This is a genomic window from Sphingobium sp. AS12 (genome assembly GCF_019097845.1).
Taxonomy (GTDB): domain Bacteria; phylum Pseudomonadota; class Alphaproteobacteria; order Sphingomonadales; family Sphingomonadaceae; genus Sphingobium.
Map to the genome: position 1 here is coordinate 122671 of NZ_JAHRGM010000085.1, position 16265 is coordinate 138935.

The window sequence follows — 16265 nt, forward strand, 5'->3', positions numbered from 1 at the left end:
CCCCTCAATCCTCGATCACTTCCTCCATATCGGGCGTGGGGTTGAGCGGGATGCCGGCCATGGCGGCGGCGAGTCGCTCACGGTCCAGTCCCTTTTCCCAGGCCGATACCACCACCGTCGCCACGGCATTGCCGACGAAGTTGGTGAGTGCGCGGACCTCGCTCATGAAGCGATCGACCCCTAATATCAAAGCCATGCCCGCAACCGGCACCGACGGCACGATCGACAGCGTTGCTGCCAGGGTGATGAAGCCCGCGCCGGTCACGCCCGCCGCACCCTTGGACGAGATCATCGCCACGAGCAGCAGCAAGACCTGCTGTTGCAGGGTGAGATCGACATTGCACGCCTGCGCGATGAACAGGGCCGCCAGCGTCATATAGATGTTGGTGCCGTCCAAGTTAAAGCTGTATCCGGTCGGCACGACCAGCCCGACCACCGATTTGCGGCACCCTGCCCGCTCCATCTTCTCAATGAGGCTGGGCAGCGCGGCTTCGGAGGAGGATGTCCCCAGCACGAGCAGCAATTCGGCCTTGAGGTAGCGGATGAGGTGCAGGATGTTGAAGCCCGCCAGCCGGGCGACGGTGCCCAGCACGACGAGGACGAACAGCAACGAGGTCAAGTAGAAGGTCGCGACCAGCCCAGCCAGATTGGCAAGCGTACCGACGCCATATTCGCCGATGGTGAAGGCCATTGCCCCGAACGCCCCGACCGGCGCCGCCTTCATCAGGAAGGCCACCAGCTTGAACACCGCATGGCTGGCCGATTCGAGGACCGCCATCAGCGGCGCAGCCTTGTCCCCGATCATGGTCAGCGCAATGCCGAACAGGATCGCGACAAACAGGACTTGCAAGATATTGCCGTCCGCGACCGCCGACACCATGGTCGAAGGGATGATGCTCATCAGGAAGCCGGTGAGCGTGGTTTCATGCGCCTTGTGCGCGAAGTCGGCGACCTTGCCCGCATCCAGACTGGCCGGGTCGATATTGAGACCAGCGCCCGGCTGCACCACATTGGCGACGATCAGCCCGACAACGAGCGCGAGCGTCGAAAAGGTCAGGAAATAGGCGAACGCCTTGGCCGCGACCCGGCCGATTGCGCCCAGCTCCTTCATCCCGGCAATGCCGGTAACGATGGTCAGGAAAATGACCGGGGCGATGATCATCTTCACCAGCTTGATGAAGGCGTCGCCCAGCGGCTTTAACTGCACCCCCATATCGGGGAAGAAATGGCCGATCGCGACACCCAGGGCGATCGCGATCAGCACCTGGACATAGAGCTGGCGATACCATGGCAGACGCGGCGTCGTCTGGATCGGCGAGGATGGCGATGGCAGCATATGTCTTGGCGTCCCCCTGTTTGCGCCGCAGCATATGGGCCGTCCCTGCGCTGTCCAGAAGAATGTCGCACCCCTGCAATTTCCCGCTTGCACAGGTCCAGTCCCCCGGCTATTGGCCCAACTCCCGTGGGCGTATAGCTCAGTGGTAGAGCACTGTGTTGACATCGCAGGGGTCGCAAGTTCAATCCTTGCTACGCCCACCATGACAAAGCCCGTCGCCTGTTTTCAGGTGGCGGGCTTTCTCTTTTGTCACAGGCGGAGGGCCAGATGATCCCGGTTTGCGAGACGATTTCGGGCCAGCGCCTGTTGTTCGTGATGGCGGCGGAGGCGGAATATGGGCCGCAATTGCGCGCCCGATTCGCGCCGCTGATGACGGGCGTGGGTCCGATCGAGGCGGCAATGGCGACCGGCATTGCGCTGCACGACATGGCGCGGGCGGATGTCCTGCCCGATCTGGTCGTGTGCCTGGGATCGGCCGGATCGCGGGTGTGTGGGCTGGGTGAGGTGGTGCAGGTTGCCAGCGTGTCGTGGCGCGACATGGATGCCTCGCGGCTGGGGTTCGTGAAGGGCGTGACGCCCTTTGTCGATCATCCGGTCGATCTGCCGCTGGTGACGCCATTGACGTTGCCGACCGCGCGACTGTCGACCGGTGCCAATATCGTGGGCGGCGATGAGTATGCCGCGATCGACGCCGATATGGTGGACATGGAGACGTTCGCGGTGGCCCGCGCCTGCGCCCGCTATGGCGTGCCGCTGATGGGGCTGCGTGGCATTTCCGATGGACCGGGCGAGTTGGCGCATATCCATGGCTGGACCGCGTTGCTGGGCCTGCTGGACGAACGGTTGGCGGTTTCGGTGGATGGACTGGAGACAGCGCTGCATTCGCACGCGGGCCACAACCTATAGCAGAGCGACGATGCGCTCGGCCGCTTGTTCGGGCGACATCAGGCCGGTGTCGAGGGTCAGTGACGGCGCTGGCATGGCGGCCATGCAGCGATCGCAATCGGCGCGAATGGCACACAACAGATCGAGCGAGCGCAACTTGCCAAATGCAGCCCGGCCCGGATCGGCAATCCGCCCGTCCTGCACATCAGCTGCGACGGTCAGCGCGATGAAGCGCATTTCCCCGCCTGCCGCCTCCACCAGCGATTGCAGGCGCTGCGGGAAATCCGGTGCAACGCTGGGTTCCGGCGTAAAGGTAAAGATCAGCGAACGCCCCGCATCTATAGCGGCGATCATCGCCTCTATCCAAAATCGTTCCCGCAGCCGTACAAACTCCGGCGATCCGAACGGAAAGAGGGCCGCGACCGCATCCACCACCAGATGATTGTGAAACAGCGCAAGCTCCGTTTGGTCAGCAACGATCCGCGCAATCGTCAGCTTGCCGGCCGCTGCGAGGCCATAGAGAAAGACCAGGGTCGGGGTCGTCTCAATGGCCATCGAACATCATCACCGCCTGTGCGACGATGCCGTCTGCCTCCAGCGCCGCCATGCCGCCGAGATCGGGCAGATCGATCGCGAACAGCGCCATCAGGACGCTGGCCCCCTGTTCGCGCAGCAATTGCGCTGCGGCCAGCGCGGTGCCGCCGGTCGCGATCAGATCGTCGACCAGTAACACCCGCGCGCCCTGCGGCACCTGGCCTTCATGCAGTTCCAGCCGGTCAGTGCCATATTCCAGAACATAGTCGATGCCGACGGTCTTGCCGGGCAGCTTGCCCTTCTTGCGCACCGGCACGAAGCCTTTGCCCAGTGCAAGCGCCAGTGCCGCGCCCAGGATGAAGCCGCGCGCCTCGATACCAACGATCAGGTCCGGGTCGAGTGGCCGGGCGATATCGGCCAGCCGTGCGGTCAGGTCGCGCAGCCCTTCCCCATCGGCCAGCAGCGTCGTGATGTCGCGAAACTGGATGCCAGGCTTGGGAAAGTCGGGGATGGTGCGGATGAGGTCGGTCAGGTCGCTGGTCATGGCGTCCCTATAGAGAAAGGGCGCGGCTTCCTCAAGAAACCGCGCCCCTTGCTACGCTTGTCCTGTCGAACCGGCCGGTCAGGCGGCCTTTCTCTTGTCCGCCCAGATATTCTGGTAGGACATATAGGCCAGGCCCGTGGCGATCAGCAGGAAGATCAGCGTCGCCAGACCAGCACGATGGCGGTTTTCCAGCTTCGGTTCGGCAGTCCAGGTCAAGAAGGCCGCGACGTCCTGCGCCATCTGATCGACCGTCGGCTTGGGCTGGCCCGGACCATAGGTCACCTGACCGTCAGCCGAGAGCGGCGGAGCCATCGCCAGGTTGAGGTTGGCGAAATAGGGGTTGTAGTGCAGCCCCTCCGGCGTCTTGGCATCCGGGAACTTCTTGAGCAGTTCGGCGGGCTGCGCCTGATAGCCGGTCAGCAGCGAATAGACATAGGCGCTGCCATGGTGGCGGGCCTTGGTCATCAGCGACAGGTCTGGCGGGATCGCGTTGTTGTTCGCCGCCGCCGCCGCGACATTGTTCGCGAAGGGCTTGGGGAAATAATCCGACGGCACAGGTTCGCGCGTGGAGGCTTCGCCCGTGGCCGGATCGACCGACGGGGTCTTGATCGCCCACTGCTTGGCGATCGCCTTCACTTCGGCTTCGTTATAGCCCAGCGCTTCGAGATCGCGGAACGCCACGAACTTCAGGCTGTGGCAGGCCGAGCAGACTTCCTTGAACACCTGGAAGCCGCGCTGCAGCTGCTGCTTGTCATAATGACCCAGCGGCCCGTCGAACGAATAGGCCACATGCTTGGGCGTCTTGTGAAACTCATGTTCCACAGTCGGTACTGGCGGTTCGGAGACATAAGCCACCGCACCGATCAGGAAGGAGATGAACAGCCAGCCTGCAAAGAAGAGGCCGACGAGGAATGCGCCAATGCGAACCATGGTCTTATCTACCCCTTATTCGGCCGGGACCGCGACGGTTGCGCCGTCGGTCTTGCCATATTTTGCCAGCACGGCCTCGGTGATCGAGCCGGGCAGCGGCAGCGGCTTTTCAAAGCGCGAGATCAGCGGAAGGATGATCAGGAAGTGGGCGAAATAATAGGCCGCCGCGACCTGGCTCATCATCACGAACGGCTCTTCTGCCGGCGCGCCGCCCAACCAGCCCAGGATCAGCACGTCGATGACGAGTATCCAGAAAAACTTGTTGAAGGTCGGCCGATATTTGCCCGACCGCACCGGCGAGGTGTCGAGCCAGGGCAGGAAGAAGAGCAGCAGGATCGACGCGAACATCGCCAGCACGCCCAAAAGCTTTGCGGGGACGAAGAAGAAGTCCACGGTGAAAGCGCGCAGGATGGCGTAGAAGGGCCAGAAATACCATTCCGGCACAATGTGCGCGGGGGTCGAGAGCGGGTTCGCCTCGATATAGTTATCCGGGTGGCCCAGGAAGTTGGGAGCGAAGAACAGCAGCGCACAGAAGGCGATCAGGAACACGCCCGCGCCGAAGCCATCCTTGGCGGTGTAATAGGGATGGAACGGCACAGTGTCCTGCGGCCCCTTCACTTCCACGCCGGTCGGGTTCGAGGAACCCGGAATATGCAGCGCCCAGATGTGCAGGATGATGACACCGGCAATCACGAAGGGCAGCAGGAAGTGGAGCGAGAAGAAGCGGTTGAGCGAGGCGTTGCCGGGGGCAAAGCCGCCCAGCAGCCAAGTCTGGATCGGTTCGCCGACCACGGGGATCGCGCCGAACAGGCCGGTGATCACCTTCGCGCCCCAGTAGGACATCTGGCCCCAGGGCAGCACATAACCCATGAAGGCGGTCGCCATCATCAGCAGGAAGATGACGAGGCCAAGCAGCCACACCATCTCGCGGGGCGCCTTGTAGGAGCCGAAATAGAGACCGCGGAAGATGTGGAGATAGACGACAATGAAGAAGAAGCTGGCGCCGTTGGCGTGCGCGTAGCGCATCAGCCAGCCCGCATTCACGTCGCGCATCGTCTGTTCGACGGTGCTGAACGCGACGAGATCGTTCGCGCCATAGTGCATCGCCATGATCACGCCCGTGACGATCTGGATCATCAGCGCCAGACCGGCCAATACGCCGAAGTTCCAGAAATAGTTGAGGTTGCGCGGCACGGGATAGCCCGCACCCACAGCGTTATAGGCGAGACGCGGAAGCGGCAGCTTCTCGTCGATCCACACCATCACCGGATTTTTCGGCGTATATTGCTCAGCCCAGGGAAAGCTCATCGTTTCTTACCTCAGCCTACGAGAATGGCGGTGTCGGAAGTGAAGCTGAACTTCGGCACTTCCAGGTTCTTGGGCGCGGGGCCTTTGCGGATGCGCGCGGCGGTGTCGTAGGACGAACCATGGCATGGGCAGAAATAGCCGCCATATTCACCCTTATTCTCACCTTCGCCCGCGCCCAGCGGCACGCAGCCCAGATGGGTGCAGACACCCATGGTCACCAGCCACTGCTTCTTGCCGTCAACGGTGCGCTCTTCCAGCGTCTGCGGATCGCGCAGCGTGGAGGCGTCCACCTTGTCGGCTTCGGCGATTTCCTTTTCCGTCAGCTGGCGCACGAAGAGCGGCTGGCTGCGGAAGGTGGTCTTGATCGCCTGACCCGGCTGGATCGCCGAAAGATCCACTTCGGTCGATGCGAGCGCCAGCACGTCGGCGCTGGGGTTCATCTGGTCGATCAACGGCAGGACGACGGCAACAGCGCCGACTCCTGCAAAACTCACCGCAGCGATGTTGATGAAATCGCGACGACGCACCCCATCATCGCCGGATAGAGCCGTGCTGTCTGTATGTTCAACGATCGCCATGCACTTCAACCCTTGCAAGAACGTCCCTGATCCCGCCGCAGCGCCGTTGCCGGCGCCTTTATGTCAAGGAATTCGGATAGCCATGCGAAATGGCCCCGCCTTCCCCCCGGCGTGGTTCGCGGGCCTGATAACCTCAGTGCGCGCTCTTTGCCAACAGCAAAGTCACGCACCCTATGACAATTTGCCGCGCTGCATTATGGCGCGGGTCATGCGTATAGCCCTTTACCAACCCGAAATAGCAGGCAATGTCGGCGCGATCCTGCGTCTGGCGGCCTGTTTCGCCGTGCCGGTGGACATCATTCTGCCGACCGGATTCGCCTTCTCCGACGCACGCCTGAAGCGCGCCGCCATGGATTATGGCGCGTCCGCCGATGTCACCCGCCACGCCAATTTCGCAGCCTTTGACGCGGAGCGGCGGGCGCAGGGCCGCCGCCTGCTGCTGATGAGCGCCCATGCCTCGCAGCGCCTGCCCGACGTCGAATTCCGCGCCGACGATGTGTTGCTGATGGGATCTGAAAGCGCAGGCGTGCCGGTAGAGGTGCGCGATATCGCTGATATTCGCATCCGCATCCCCATGGCGGAGGGGTTTCGATCCTTGAATATCGCCGTTTCCACGGGCATCGCCGTCGCCGAAGCCCTGCGCCAGACCGGAAAGTTCCCGCAATGACCCCTGCCCCCGTTCCGACCGTTCCCTTCGCCCTCGATGTCCGTCAACAGGCCGCGCGCGCCTGGTTCGAATCGCTGCGCGACCGAATCTGCGCCGCGTTCGAGGCGATCGAGCGGGAAGCGGGAAGCGATGCCAGCTTTGCCTATACCCATTGGGACAGGGAGGCCGAGGGGCAGGCACCGGGCGAAGGTGGCGGCGGCGTCCGCGGCGTGATGAAGGGCAAGATTTTCGAGAAGGTCGGGGTCAATGTCTCCACCGTCGGCGGCGAATTTGCCCCCGGATTCGCGCAGACCATCCATGGCGCGGACGAAAATCCCGCCTTCTTCGCCACCGGCATCAGCCTGGTCGCGCATATGGCCAATCCGCATGTCCCCGCCGTGCATATGAACACGCGCTATCTGGTCACGACCAAAAGCTGGTTCGGCGGCGGCGCGGATCTGAACCCGCCTTTGCCGCGCGAGGAGGATACCGCCTATTTTCATGATGTACTGAAAAGCGCCTGCGACATGCATGACGCGGACCATTATCCGCGCTTCAAAACATGGGCGGACGAGTATTTCTACATTCCCCATCGCGGCGTCCATCGTGGGGTTGGCGGGATTTTCTACGATCATCTCGAATGTGCCGACGATGCCGGGTTCGACGCGAACTTCGCCTTCACCCGCGCGGTGGGCGATGCGTTTCTGGACGCTTATCCGCCGATCGTGCGGCGGCGCATGGGCGATGCGTGGAGCGAGGCGGACCATGCACAGATGCTGGAATGGCGCGGTCGCTATGCCGAATTCAATCTGGTGCATGACCGGGGGACGCTGTTCGGCCTCAAGACCGGGGGCAATATCGACGCGATCCTGATGAGCCTGCCGCCAATGGCGAGCTGGAGCTGACGTCGTGGCGCTGATTCCGGTAGAACCGGGGATGGTGGCGGCAGTCGTCACCCATTTGGAGATGCGGGCGCGTCCCCGCCCAGCGCCAATCCCGCCTGCGCCGCTGCAACTGGCGCGGTGGAAGGCGCCGAAACTCGACACCTATCGCGCGCTGTTCCGCCGGGTGGGGGAGCCTTGGCTGTGGTTTTCGCGGCTGGTGATGAGCGACGAATCACTCGCTACGATCATCCATGATCCGTTGGTGGAGATTTACGCGGTCACCGATCCGCGCGGGATAGAGGTCGGGCTGCTGGAACTGGATTTCCGGGCGATGCCCGATTGCGAACTGGGCTTTTTTGGGCTGGTGCCGCAACTGAACGGCAAGGGCCATGGCCAATGGCTGATGGCGCAGGCCAAGGCGCTGGCATGGCGCAAGGGGGTGGAGCGATTCTGGGTCCACACCTGCACGCTCGATAGTCCCGCCGCGCTGGGATTCTACATCAAGGCTGGATTTGTAGCGACCAGGCGCGAGATCGAGACTTTTGCCGATCCGCGCCTGGCCGGCATTTTACCGCGCGACTGTGCGCCGCATGTGCCGTTGCTGGATCAGGCCGCCGACGCCTGACGATAGAGGCGGGCGATCATGACGAGCATATAGACCTGCAACACCGACGAGATGGCAGCCCCCGCAACGCTGCCAGCCAGCTGCGCGGCATCAGCGCCGCCGACCAGACTGCCGAGCAGGCCGAATATCGCCTGCGCCGCCGCGCTCGTGATCGCCGACAAAATGGTGATGATCAGGATGAAGGCCAGCAACCGCCAGAAATGGCCACGGGTGAGCGCCCAGGCCTGACGCAATGAGGGCATGACGCCCGCACTGCCATCAATCACCACCGGGTTCAGCAGCATCAGGCGGACACTCGCAAACAACGCCACCCCGGCGACCGCGAATCCAAGCAGAACGGCGAGACCCGCCGCCAGCGCCTTCGACACGAGCGACAACAGGACCATCACGATCACGACGGCCAGAACCACCACCATCAGCGCGCCGATGACGGCCAGGGCCGTACCGATCAGCACGGGCAGGCGGTGGAAGCCGAGGCGCAGCGCTTCGCCGACGCTGATGCCGGGACGCAGGGCCAGCGCAAACAAAGTGAGCGACCCGAACCAGACGAGGAGGACTGCCACTATCAGCCCCAGCCAGTAGCTGGCCGGAACCGCAGGCATGGTTGATGCGGTGGGCGCAAGCGACCAGGCGGCCAGTTCCGACGGGGTCATTTCCTGAAGGATCAGGCCCGGCAGCGCCACGAACAGCAGCGCAACGGGAAAAAGCAGCGTGGCTTCGCGGGCGACGAAGGCCACCGCCTCCTCCCATGCCTTGCCGATCGACATCGTCGCCATATCTTGAATTGCCTGCCTGATAGCTGCGTAAAATCGGGTCGAGACTTGATCGCTCGCCCGGCCCAAGTCAAGGAAGGGTCATGAGCCAAACTCCTCCCTTTCCCGCTGACGTCGAATGGCGCGTGGACAGATTGCCTGTCGCTTACCCGCAAGCGCTAGCGGATATGGAAGCGCGCGCCGCCGCGATCCATGCGGGCGAGGCGGGCGAGCGGGTCTGGCTGATCGAGCATCCGCCGCTCTACACCGCCGGGACCAGCGCCGATCCTGCCGAGCTGATCGACGCGCGCTTTCCAGTACATGATGCCGGGCGCGGCGGGCGCTATACCTATCATGGGCCGGGACAGCGGATCGGCTATCTCAACATTGACCTTGGCAAGCGCGGCAAGGATGTCCGCAATTTCGTCCATCATCTGGAAGGCTGGATGATCGCGGCGCTGGGCGACCTGGGCATTGCAGCGCGGCGGGCGGAAGGGCGGATCGGCATCTGGACCGACGACGCGCAGGGGCGGGAGGCGAAGATCGGCGCGCTGGGCATCCGGGTGCGGCGCTGGATCACGCTCCACGGCTTTTCGATCAATGTCGACCCCGATCTGTCGCATTTTACCGGCATCGTGCCGTGCGGGATCAGCGACTATCCGGTCACCAGCATCGCCGCGCTGGGCGGCACGGCCTCCATGGCCGCGCTGGACGGTGCGTTACGGGCGCATTTCCCTGCTTTTCTCAATCGCTTGGGCCGATGCGGCACGGGGGTTGAGCAATGCGGAACGGACCGCTAGGGTCTGGCCTTTCGCCGGGCGGAGGCTGCCGGGCCTGAAGGAGACCCGGATGCGCCGCAACGCAATGACCGTAGCTTTCGCCATGCTGTTCGCGCTTGCCGCCTGTGGCAGTGCCGACAAGGGCGGCAACAAGGTCGAGATGAAGGATATGGAAGTGGTGGATGGCACCGCGACCGACGCCATGACCGATCTGGACGGGGTGCAGAGCGAAGGCACGGCGGTGGCGCTGCCGAGCAGCAATGCAGCCGACAATGCGAGCGCTGCATTGGCCAAGCCCGCTGCCGAAAAGGCGCAGGGCGAGGATGCGGAGGTTCTGGCCGATCAGTGACGGTTCAGGTCCGATAGAGTTGGTTGAGAGAATATGAGGGGGACATATACCGTCCCTTTGGAGAGTATCGTTTCATGAGCTTCCGTTCCCCGTTGCGCCCCATCCTTGCGGGTTTGGCGCTGGCCGTCGCGCCAATGATGGCGCAGCCTGCCGCCGCACAATTTTTCTGGTCGCCGCCCGACTTGTCCGCCCCGCCGCTGACCGACGCGGCCGCCGCGACGGCGATGGGCCTGCCAGGTGCCAATGCCGCCGAGATCAAGGCCGGGCTGGTGTGGAACCTGCGCGCGGCGCTTAATATCGCCGCATTGCAATGCCAGTTCGAGCCGACGCTGCTGGCGATCAGCAATTATAACGCGATGATCGCCCATCATGATGCGGAGCTTGATTCGGCGCAGACCGTGCTGCTGGGCTATTTCCAGCGCACCGTAGGCAAGGGACGGCCGGGGCAGGCCGCGTCCGACCAATATGGCACGCGCATCTATTCGGGCTATTCGACGGTGCAGGCACAAAAGGGCTTTTGCCAGGCGGCCACGGTCGTCGGGCGGCAGGCGATCTTCGCCGATCGCGGTACGCTGCACGAAGTGGCGCGCAATGGCCTGGCCTCGATCAAAAAGTCGCTCGTGGTCGCGGGCGAGCAATATTATGGATCGCCGGGCTATGACTATCGGGTCGCCATGCCATCCTTCTCACCCCAATGCTGGAAGAAGGGCGTCCTGCTGCCCGCGTGCCAACAGCAATGGAATGCGCAGACTGGCGTGACTCAGCCTTAGAGCGGCGTTACCGCAGGCCCAGATATTTATGGGCCTGCACCGTCAGGCGCCATCGCGGGCGGTCCATGACCAGCGCAATCGCGGCGCGGGCATTGTCCTGCGCATGGGGGTCATCGAGCGGCTGGAGCAGATGATGGGCAAAGGCCCATTGCTCCATTGCCGCGACATCGGCGACGGAATGCCCACCGCCGGGTTGGGGCCAGACCAGCTTCAACTCATGGCCTTCGCGCTGCACGACCTGGCTGCCCGCCTTGGGGCTGATGCAGATCCAGTCGATGCCGGGATGGACCGGCAGCGTGCCGTTGCTTTCGATCGCGATGGTGAAGCTGCGGGCATGGAGCGCATCGACCAGCGCATCATCGACCTGCAACATCGGCTCTCCGCCGGTCAGGACGATGTAGCGGCCCGGCTCACTTTCGCCCCAGAAAGCGAGTGCTGCGTCGGCCAGCGCGTCGGCATCGGCGAATTTGCCGCCGCCATCGCCATCGGTCCCGACGAAATCGGTGTCGCAAAAGCGGCAGATCGCCTGTGCACGGTCCTGTTCGCGCCCGCTCCACAGGTTGCAGCCGGCAAAGCGCAGAAATACTGCGCGCCGCCCCGCCTGCACCCCTTCTCCCTGAAGGGTCAGAAACATTTCCTTGACGGCATAGCTCATCGCCCGCCGCCGTTCAGGGCCGGGTGGCGTAGATGGTGGGGTCGGGCAGGCCTGCTTCCTCAAACCCCTTGGAGCGCAGGCGGCAGCTGTCGCACAGGCCGCAATGCTCGCCGTCGGGCGTCGGGTCATAGCAGGACCAGCTGACCCCGGCATCCAGCCCCAGCCGATGCGCTTCGCGCACGATATCCGCCTTGCTCATATGTTGCAGCGGGGCATTGATGCGAATCGGGTGCCCCTCCACCCCCGCCTTGGTGGCAAGGGCGGCCATGGTCTGGAAGGCGTCGATAAATTCGGGGCGGCAATCGGGATAGCCCGAATAATCGAGCGCGTTGACGCCGATGAAAATGTCGCTGGCGCCCGCCACTTCGGCCAGCCCCAGTGTCAGCGACAGGAAGATGGTGTTGCGGGCGGGTACGTAGGTGACGGGAATATCGTCGCCCACCCCACCCTTCGGCACGGCGATATCGGCGGTCAGTGCCGATCCGCCAAAGGCCGTCAGGTCAAGCGGAAGGACGATATGGCGCATGGCGTTGAGCGCCTGCGCCACCCTTCCGGCCGCGCGTAGCTCGACGCGATGACGCTGATTATAGTCGATCGACAGGGCCAGCAGATGATAGCCAGCCTCACGCGCCAGACCGCCCGCGACCATCGAATCAAGGCCGCCCGATAGCAGGACGACGGCGAATTTTCCTTCATTGGCACCCATGGCCCCGCGCTACCGCCCGCGGCGCGCCAGTGCAAGCATGGTGCGCTTATTGGCAGGCACCGATGCGCCGGGCTTCCATTGCAAAGGCAAAGGGTGCGCCATCGGCAATCCCCTGCGAATTGATCTGGACCAGCCGGGGGGTTTCGACGCGCAGGTCTGTGCGGCCATTGCCCGCAGCGGCGCAATCATAAGTGACGGTCGCCATGGTGGCGGCGTCGCTGACCACGAAACTGCGGCACAAAGTGCGGCCATGACGAATCTGGAGCAACTGGCGCAGGTCGGTGACGCACAGCTTGCGTATTTCCCCGCCTTCGCCGCGTTCGTGCAATTCCCATTGCCCGGTTTGCAGCGGGCGCAGGGCCGCTAACGTCGGGACATGGGCTGCCCCGGCCCAACTCGCCATCATCATCGCTGCCGCGACGACCAGCGTCCGCAGTCCGTTCCTTGCCATGATCCTAGCCTGTGTCCCGCCATGGGTCGCGCGCCGGGTGAGCCGCAATCCAGTCATCCGACGCATGACCCGCAATTACGGCATTTTGATAGCGCGAACGGACGGCCTTGCCCAAATTACAAATATCGTTAGCGAAATGATTGCGCCTAATGGGTCGTGAAACTGTCGAGCGCCAGCGGGAAGATACGCGAGCAAAAGGCGCAATCGACGCCGATAATGCCGTCGCTGTCCGCCATGTCGACCCGCTCCTCCGCCGGGAAGCGACCGATGACATCGCGAATATGAGCGATGTCGCAACGGCACCCCTTGGCCAGTGGCGACGGATCAGTGACGCGCACTTCCGGTTCCTCATGGAACAGGCGCCAGACGATGTCGGTCAGTGGCAGCGTCTCGTCGGTCAGTTCCGCCTTACCCAGCGTGATGCCCAATGCCTGGACATGCTCCCATTTCGGGTGATCGTGGCGGACATGCAGCCGTTCACGCCCCACTTCGCCTTCGGGCAGATGCTGGATCAGCATGCCACCGGCAATGCAGCCCTGCCCGGCGTCGTGACGGGTGCCCATGCGGATGATGCTGGGGATTTGTTCGGACTGGAAGAAATATTGCTCGGCCGCATCTGCCAGCGTTTCGCCATCCAGCGGGACGATGCCCTGATAGCGTTCGCCGGTGACCGACTGGTCGAAGGTGATGGCGAGATAGCCCTTGCCGAACAGGCCGAACAGCGTCGGATCCGGACCAAGCTCGGCCAGCCGGTCGGCGTCGAACTTGGCATAGCCGCGCAGCTCGCCATTTTTATAGTCCGCGACCAGCAGCCGCACGACGCCATTTTCGGTCTGCGCCTGCAGCGTCAGCTGGCCGCCCGCCTGCTTAAGCGTGCTACCCAGGAGAGCCGCCAGCACCAGCGCGGATGCCAGCAGACGCTCGATCGGCGGGGGGTAAGCATGGGCGGCCAAGACCTGATCCAGCACCGGACCTATCCGCACGATTCGCCCGCGCGCATGACGCGACGGGATGGTGAAGCCGATGGCATGGTCGATAGGGGAAGGCAGGAGCTTTGTTCCTTTTGATCCATCCGCCCCCGGACATTTGCCGGGGACGGATAGGAATGTCATGCCCGAATATAGGGCGGCTCTAAAGCTTTCCAAGCGCCCAGAGCAGGACCGACTTCTGGCCATGGATACGGTTTTCCGCCTCGTCCCAGATCAGCGACTGGGGGCCGTCTATCACCTCCGCGACGACTTCCTCGCCACGATGGGCGGGCAGGCAGTGGAGGAATTTGGCCTGTGGCCTGGCACCGGCCATCAGCGCAGGCGTGACCTGATAGGGCATCATCGCCGCCAGTTTTTCTTCCGCATGGGACTGGCCCATCGAAATCCAGGTGTCGGTGACGACCACGTCGGCTCCCGCCACTGCCGCGACCGGATCGCGGGTCAGGGTGATGCGTGCGCCCCGTTTTTCCGCCGCCGCGGCGAAGGCCGGGTCGGGATCATAGCCCTGCGGCACGCCGATGCGGACGTCGAACTTCAACAGGCCCGCCGCTTCGATGATCGAATGCAGGACGTTGTTACCGTCGCCAAGCCATGCCCACTGGCTGCCGGGAAGCGCCAGCCCATGTTCCACCACGGTCAGCAGGTCCGCGACGATTTGGCAGGGATGCGACAGGTCAGTGAGGCCGTTGATGACCGGGACGGTGGCGTAATGGGCCATCTCCTCGATCTTGGCATGATCGTCGGTGCGGATCATGATCGCGTCGCACATGCGGCTCAGCACGCGGGCGGTGTCCGCCACCGTCTCGCCCCGGCCCAGCTGGCTGGTCGCGCCGTCGAGAATCAGTGAGGTGCCGCCGAGCTGGCGGATCGCCATATCGAAGGAAACGCGGGTGCGGGTCGAGTTCTTCTCGAAGATCATCGCCAGCGTGTGACCCGCGAGTGGCGCATCAGTGTCGATGCGGCCCTTGGGCCAGCTGGCCCGCGCGGCCTTGCGGTCGATGGCGTCGGCAATCATCGCGGCGATGGCGTCACCGCCTGCGTCGGACAGGTTCAGGAAATGTCTGGTCATCAGAACCACCTTTTAACCGTTCAGCCCTTCGACATGCTCAGGAGAGCGAAATCGAAGCCCCCGCCTGAACGAAGTGAAGGCACCTCGCTTCGCTCGGCGATACCCTTCGACTTCGCTCAGGGCGAACGGAGTTTGATATCAGGCCGCCTGGGCCTCCGCATAGCTGCGCGCGCCGGCGGACAGCTTTTCGATACATTCGGCAATATGGCTTTCGTCAATCACCAGCGGCGGCAGGATTCGGACGACATTCTGTCCCGCCGACACGGTCAGCAGGCCATGATGGTCGCGCAGATGGGCGACGAAGCTGCGCGCCTCCACCGTATCGCTCAGCTTCACGCCCAGCATCAGGCCCATGCCGCGCACATCCTGGAACAGGCCGTCATGGTTGGGGATCAGCTGTTCCAGCGCCGCGCGCAGGCGTGCGCCGATCGCTTTCACATGGTCCATAAACCCGTCGGACATGACTTCTTCCAGCACGGCCAGACCCGCCGCCATGGCGAGCGGATTGCCGCCATATGTGGTGCCATGCGTGCCGAACACCATGCCCTTGGCCGCTTCCTCGGTCGCCAGGCACGCGCCCAGCGGGAAGCCTGCGCCAATGCCCTTGGCGACCGACATGATGTCGGGCGTAATGCCATATTGCTCATGCGCGAAGAAGGTGCCGGTGCGGGCATAGCCGCACTGGACCTCATCCAGGATCAGCAGCAGGCCATGCTCGTCGCACGCCTTGCGCAGGCCGGTCAGAAATTCATGGGTCGCGGGTGTAACGCCGCCTTCGCCCTGCACCGGCTCCAGCAGGAAGCCCGCCGTGTTGTCGTCAATCTGCGCCAGCGCGGCGTCCAGATCGTTGAACGGCACCACGGTAAAGCCAGGCAGCAACGGTTCGAACCCGTCACGCATCTTGGGCTGGCTGGTAGCGGAGATCGTCCCCAGCGTCCGCCCGTGAAAGGCATTGTCGAAGCTGATGATCTTGTGCCGGTGCGGCTGCCCATTCACATAATGATAGCGGCGCGCGGTCTTGATCGCACATTCCACCGCTTCGGCGCCCGAATTGGTGAAGAACACGGTATCGGCAAAGGTCGTGTCGACCAGTTTCTGCGCGAATTTTTCGCCCAGCGGCATCCCGTACAGGTTGGACACATGCATCAGGGTCGCGGCCTGATCGGCAATCGCCTTCACCAGCTTGGGATGGCCATGACCCAGCAGGTTCACCGCAATGCCGCTGGCAAAGTCGAGATAGCGCTCACCGCGCTCGCCGATCAGATGGCACCCCTCGCCTCGCACCGGACGAACATCGCACCGGGGGTAAACGGGCATGAGCGGCGTAATCGACATGAGCCTTCCCTTTCTGGGCTTGATGCGCGTCCTTGCATGAAGGACTGGTGGTACAACGCAAAAAGGCGGCCCCCGCCGGGCCGCCCTTTGCGAGCATCGCCTATACAGACGCCATGTTGGGGGTGCAACCCCGCAACACA

20 protein-coding genes and 1 tRNA gene are annotated in these 16265 nt (G+C 63.5%); 8 read left to right on the forward strand and 13 right to left on the reverse strand.

The genetic code is table 11. From position 1 onward, the window contains the following. Positions 1-4: 4 nt before the first annotated feature. Complete coding sequence (locus KRZ98_RS22735; RefSeq protein ID WP_217675455.1) at positions 5-1336, reverse strand: dicarboxylate/amino acid:cation symporter; 1332 nt, start codon at positions 1334-1336, stop codon at positions 5-7. Between the two features lie 128 nt (positions 1337-1464). Here KRZ98_RS22735 and KRZ98_RS22740 point away from each other — a divergent pair. Beyond that, positions 1465-1539 (forward strand) — tRNA-Val (locus tag KRZ98_RS22740). A gap of 64 nt (positions 1540-1603) precedes the next feature. After that, positions 1604-2242 carry a 5'-methylthioadenosine/S-adenosylhomocysteine nucleosidase gene (locus tag KRZ98_RS22745; RefSeq protein WP_217675456.1) on the forward strand — a complete coding sequence of 213 codons (639 nt, stop codon included), beginning with the start codon at positions 1604-1606 and terminating at the stop codon, positions 2240-2242. Here the strand turns inward: KRZ98_RS22745 and KRZ98_RS22750 are convergent. From KRZ98_RS22750 to petA, 5 genes are all read right to left on the reverse strand, one after another. Beyond that, the gene (locus tag KRZ98_RS22750) at positions 2237-2776 is read right to left on the reverse strand and encodes a shikimate kinase (protein WP_217675457.1); all 540 of its coding nucleotides are present in this window, start codon (positions 2774-2776) and stop codon (positions 2237-2239) included. The two genes, KRZ98_RS22745 and KRZ98_RS22750, sit on opposite strands and share 6 nt — an antisense overlap. Further along, a complete protein-coding gene (locus tag KRZ98_RS22755) occupies positions 2766-3299 on the reverse strand; it encodes an adenine phosphoribosyltransferase (RefSeq protein ID WP_217675458.1) in 534 nt (177 codons plus the stop codon). The genes KRZ98_RS22750 and KRZ98_RS22755 overlap by 11 nt, the downstream gene beginning before the upstream one ends. A 78-nt stretch (positions 3300-3377) precedes the next feature. Further along, positions 3378-4229, reverse strand: a complete 852-nt coding sequence (locus KRZ98_RS22760) for a cytochrome c1 (protein ID WP_217675459.1) — start codon at positions 4227-4229, stop codon at positions 3378-3380. Positions 4230-4244: 15 nt separating this feature from the next. Continuing rightward, positions 4245-5537 (reverse strand): cytochrome b/b6, encoded by a 1293-nt coding sequence (locus tag KRZ98_RS22765; RefSeq protein ID WP_119749072.1) that lies wholly within the window; start codon positions 5535-5537, stop codon positions 4245-4247. A gap of 11 nt (positions 5538-5548) precedes the next feature. Continuing rightward, positions 5549-6115, reverse strand: a complete 567-nt coding sequence (gene petA / locus KRZ98_RS22770; RefSeq protein WP_217675460.1) for a ubiquinol-cytochrome c reductase iron-sulfur subunit — start codon at positions 6113-6115, stop codon at positions 5549-5551. A gap of 196 nt (positions 6116-6311) precedes the next feature. On the opposite strand from petA, the gene KRZ98_RS22775 reads away from it, so the two are divergent. The 3 genes from KRZ98_RS22775 to KRZ98_RS22785 are packed head-to-tail and all read left to right on the forward strand — an operon-like array spanning position 6312 to position 8270. Then, a complete protein-coding gene (locus KRZ98_RS22775; RefSeq protein ID WP_217675518.1) occupies positions 6312-6782 on the forward strand; it encodes a tRNA (cytidine(34)-2'-O)-methyltransferase in 471 nt (156 codons plus the stop codon). After that, positions 6779-7666, forward strand: coding sequence for an oxygen-dependent coproporphyrinogen oxidase (gene hemF, locus KRZ98_RS22780; RefSeq protein ID WP_217675461.1), 888 nt, complete (start codon positions 6779-6781; stop codon positions 7664-7666). Before KRZ98_RS22775 ends, hemF begins: the two co-directional genes overlap by 4 nt. Positions 7667-7670: 4 nt before the next feature. Beyond that, a complete protein-coding gene (locus tag KRZ98_RS22785; protein WP_217675462.1) occupies positions 7671-8270 on the forward strand; it encodes a GNAT family N-acetyltransferase in 600 nt (199 codons plus the stop codon). Here the strand turns inward: KRZ98_RS22785 and KRZ98_RS22790 are convergent. After that, positions 8252-9046, reverse strand: a complete 795-nt coding sequence (locus KRZ98_RS22790) for a hypothetical protein (RefSeq protein WP_217675463.1) — start codon at positions 9044-9046, stop codon at positions 8252-8254. The two genes, KRZ98_RS22785 and KRZ98_RS22790, sit on opposite strands and share 19 nt — an antisense overlap. Before the next feature lie 80 nt (positions 9047-9126). Between KRZ98_RS22790 and lipB the strand changes: the two genes are divergently transcribed. The 3 genes from lipB to KRZ98_RS22805 all read left to right on the forward strand — a co-directional run bounded on the left by lipB (position 9127) and on the right by KRZ98_RS22805 (position 10920). Beyond that, a complete protein-coding gene (gene lipB / locus KRZ98_RS22795) occupies positions 9127-9822 on the forward strand; it encodes a lipoyl(octanoyl) transferase LipB (RefSeq protein WP_217675464.1) in 696 nt (231 codons plus the stop codon). Between the two features lie 49 nt (positions 9823-9871). Continuing rightward, positions 9872-10150: a hypothetical protein gene (locus tag KRZ98_RS22800; protein WP_217675465.1), complete on the forward strand. Its 279-nt coding sequence runs from the start codon at positions 9872-9874 to the stop codon at positions 10148-10150. A 74-nt stretch (positions 10151-10224) separates the two neighbouring features. Continuing rightward, complete coding sequence (locus KRZ98_RS22805) at positions 10225-10920, forward strand: hypothetical protein (protein ID WP_217675466.1); 696 nt, start codon at positions 10225-10227, stop codon at positions 10918-10920. Between the two features lie 7 nt (positions 10921-10927). Here KRZ98_RS22805 and queE read toward each other — a convergent pair whose 3' ends face one another. The 6 genes from queE to KRZ98_RS22835 form a co-directional block, all read right to left on the reverse strand. Next, positions 10928-11575 (reverse strand): 7-carboxy-7-deazaguanine synthase, encoded by a 648-nt coding sequence (gene queE / locus KRZ98_RS22810; protein ID WP_217675467.1) that lies wholly within the window; start codon positions 11573-11575, stop codon positions 10928-10930. Between the two features lie 13 nt (positions 11576-11588). Beyond that, positions 11589-12281 (reverse strand): 7-cyano-7-deazaguanine synthase QueC, encoded by a 693-nt coding sequence (queC, locus tag KRZ98_RS22815; RefSeq protein WP_217675468.1) that lies wholly within the window; start codon positions 12279-12281, stop codon positions 11589-11591. 46 nt (positions 12282-12327) lie between these two features. Beyond that, entirely contained in the window at positions 12328-12732 is a 405-nt protein-coding gene (locus KRZ98_RS22820; RefSeq protein WP_217675469.1) for a hypothetical protein, read from the reverse strand. Between the two features lie 146 nt (positions 12733-12878). Further along, positions 12879-13844: an Hsp33 family molecular chaperone HslO gene (locus KRZ98_RS22825; RefSeq protein WP_217675470.1), complete on the reverse strand. Its 966-nt coding sequence runs from the start codon at positions 13842-13844 to the stop codon at positions 12879-12881. A gap of 19 nt (positions 13845-13863) precedes the next feature. Continuing rightward, positions 13864-14790, reverse strand: coding sequence for an ornithine carbamoyltransferase (gene argF / locus KRZ98_RS22830; RefSeq protein WP_217675471.1), 927 nt, complete (start codon positions 14788-14790; stop codon positions 13864-13866). Positions 14791-14928: 138 nt separating this feature from the next. Then, on the reverse strand, positions 14929-16125 hold the full coding sequence (locus KRZ98_RS22835) for an aspartate aminotransferase family protein (protein ID WP_217675472.1): 1197 nt from the start codon (positions 16123-16125) through the stop codon (positions 14929-14931). Between the last annotated feature and the right edge of the window lie 140 nt (positions 16126-16265).

Bases quoted from the DNA above. Each gene is read 5' to 3' on its own strand.
- KRZ98_RS22790 (WP_217675463.1), bottom strand. From the start codon at position 9,046: ATGGCGACGATGTCGATCGGCAAGGCATGGGAGGAGGCGGTGGCCTTC.
- KRZ98_RS22760 (WP_217675459.1), bottom strand. From the start codon at position 4,229: ATGGTTCGCATTGGCGCATTCCTCGTCGGCCTCTTCTTTGCAGGCTGG.
- KRZ98_RS22800 (WP_217675465.1), top strand. From the start codon at position 9,872: ATGCGCCGCAACGCAATGACCGTAGCTTTCGCCATGCTGTTCGCGCTT.
- KRZ98_RS22750 (WP_217675457.1), bottom strand. From the start codon at position 2,776: ATGGCCATTGAGACGACCCCGACCCTGGTCTTTCTCTATGGCCTCGCA.
- KRZ98_RS22765 (WP_119749072.1), bottom strand. From the start codon at position 5,537: ATGAGCTTTCCCTGGGCTGAGCAATATACGCCGAAAAATCCGGTGATG.
- queC (WP_217675468.1), bottom strand. From the start codon at position 12,281: ATGGGTGCCAATGAAGGAAAATTCGCCGTCGTCCTGCTATCGGGCGGC.
- KRZ98_RS22735 (WP_217675455.1), bottom strand. From the start codon at position 1,336: ATGCTGCCATCGCCATCCTCGCCGATCCAGACGACGCCGCGTCTGCCA.
- KRZ98_RS22820 (WP_217675469.1), bottom strand. From the start codon at position 12,732: ATGGCAAGGAACGGACTGCGGACGCTGGTCGTCGCGGCAGCGATGATG.
- queE (WP_217675467.1), bottom strand. From the start codon at position 11,575: ATGAGCTATGCCGTCAAGGAAATGTTTCTGACCCTTCAGGGAGAAGGG.
- KRZ98_RS22775 (WP_217675518.1), top strand. From the start codon at position 6,312: ATGGCGCGGGTCATGCGTATAGCCCTTTACCAACCCGAAATAGCAGGC.
- KRZ98_RS22805 (WP_217675466.1), top strand. From the start codon at position 10,225: ATGAGCTTCCGTTCCCCGTTGCGCCCCATCCTTGCGGGTTTGGCGCTG.
- KRZ98_RS22835 (WP_217675472.1), bottom strand. From the start codon at position 16,125: ATGTCGATTACGCCGCTCATGCCCGTTTACCCCCGGTGCGATGTTCGT.
- hemF (WP_217675461.1), top strand. From the start codon at position 6,779: ATGACCCCTGCCCCCGTTCCGACCGTTCCCTTCGCCCTCGATGTCCGT.
- KRZ98_RS22745 (WP_217675456.1), top strand. From the start codon at position 1,604: ATGATCCCGGTTTGCGAGACGATTTCGGGCCAGCGCCTGTTGTTCGTG.
- lipB (WP_217675464.1), top strand. From the start codon at position 9,127: ATGAGCCAAACTCCTCCCTTTCCCGCTGACGTCGAATGGCGCGTGGAC.
- petA (WP_217675460.1), bottom strand. From the start codon at position 6,115: ATGGCGATCGTTGAACATACAGACAGCACGGCTCTATCCGGCGATGAT.
- KRZ98_RS22755 (WP_217675458.1), bottom strand. From the start codon at position 3,299: ATGACCAGCGACCTGACCGACCTCATCCGCACCATCCCCGACTTTCCC.
- KRZ98_RS22825 (WP_217675470.1), bottom strand. From the start codon at position 13,844: ATGACATTCCTATCCGTCCCCGGCAAATGTCCGGGGGCGGATGGATCA.
- argF (WP_217675471.1), bottom strand. From the start codon at position 14,790: ATGACCAGACATTTCCTGAACCTGTCCGACGCAGGCGGTGACGCCATC.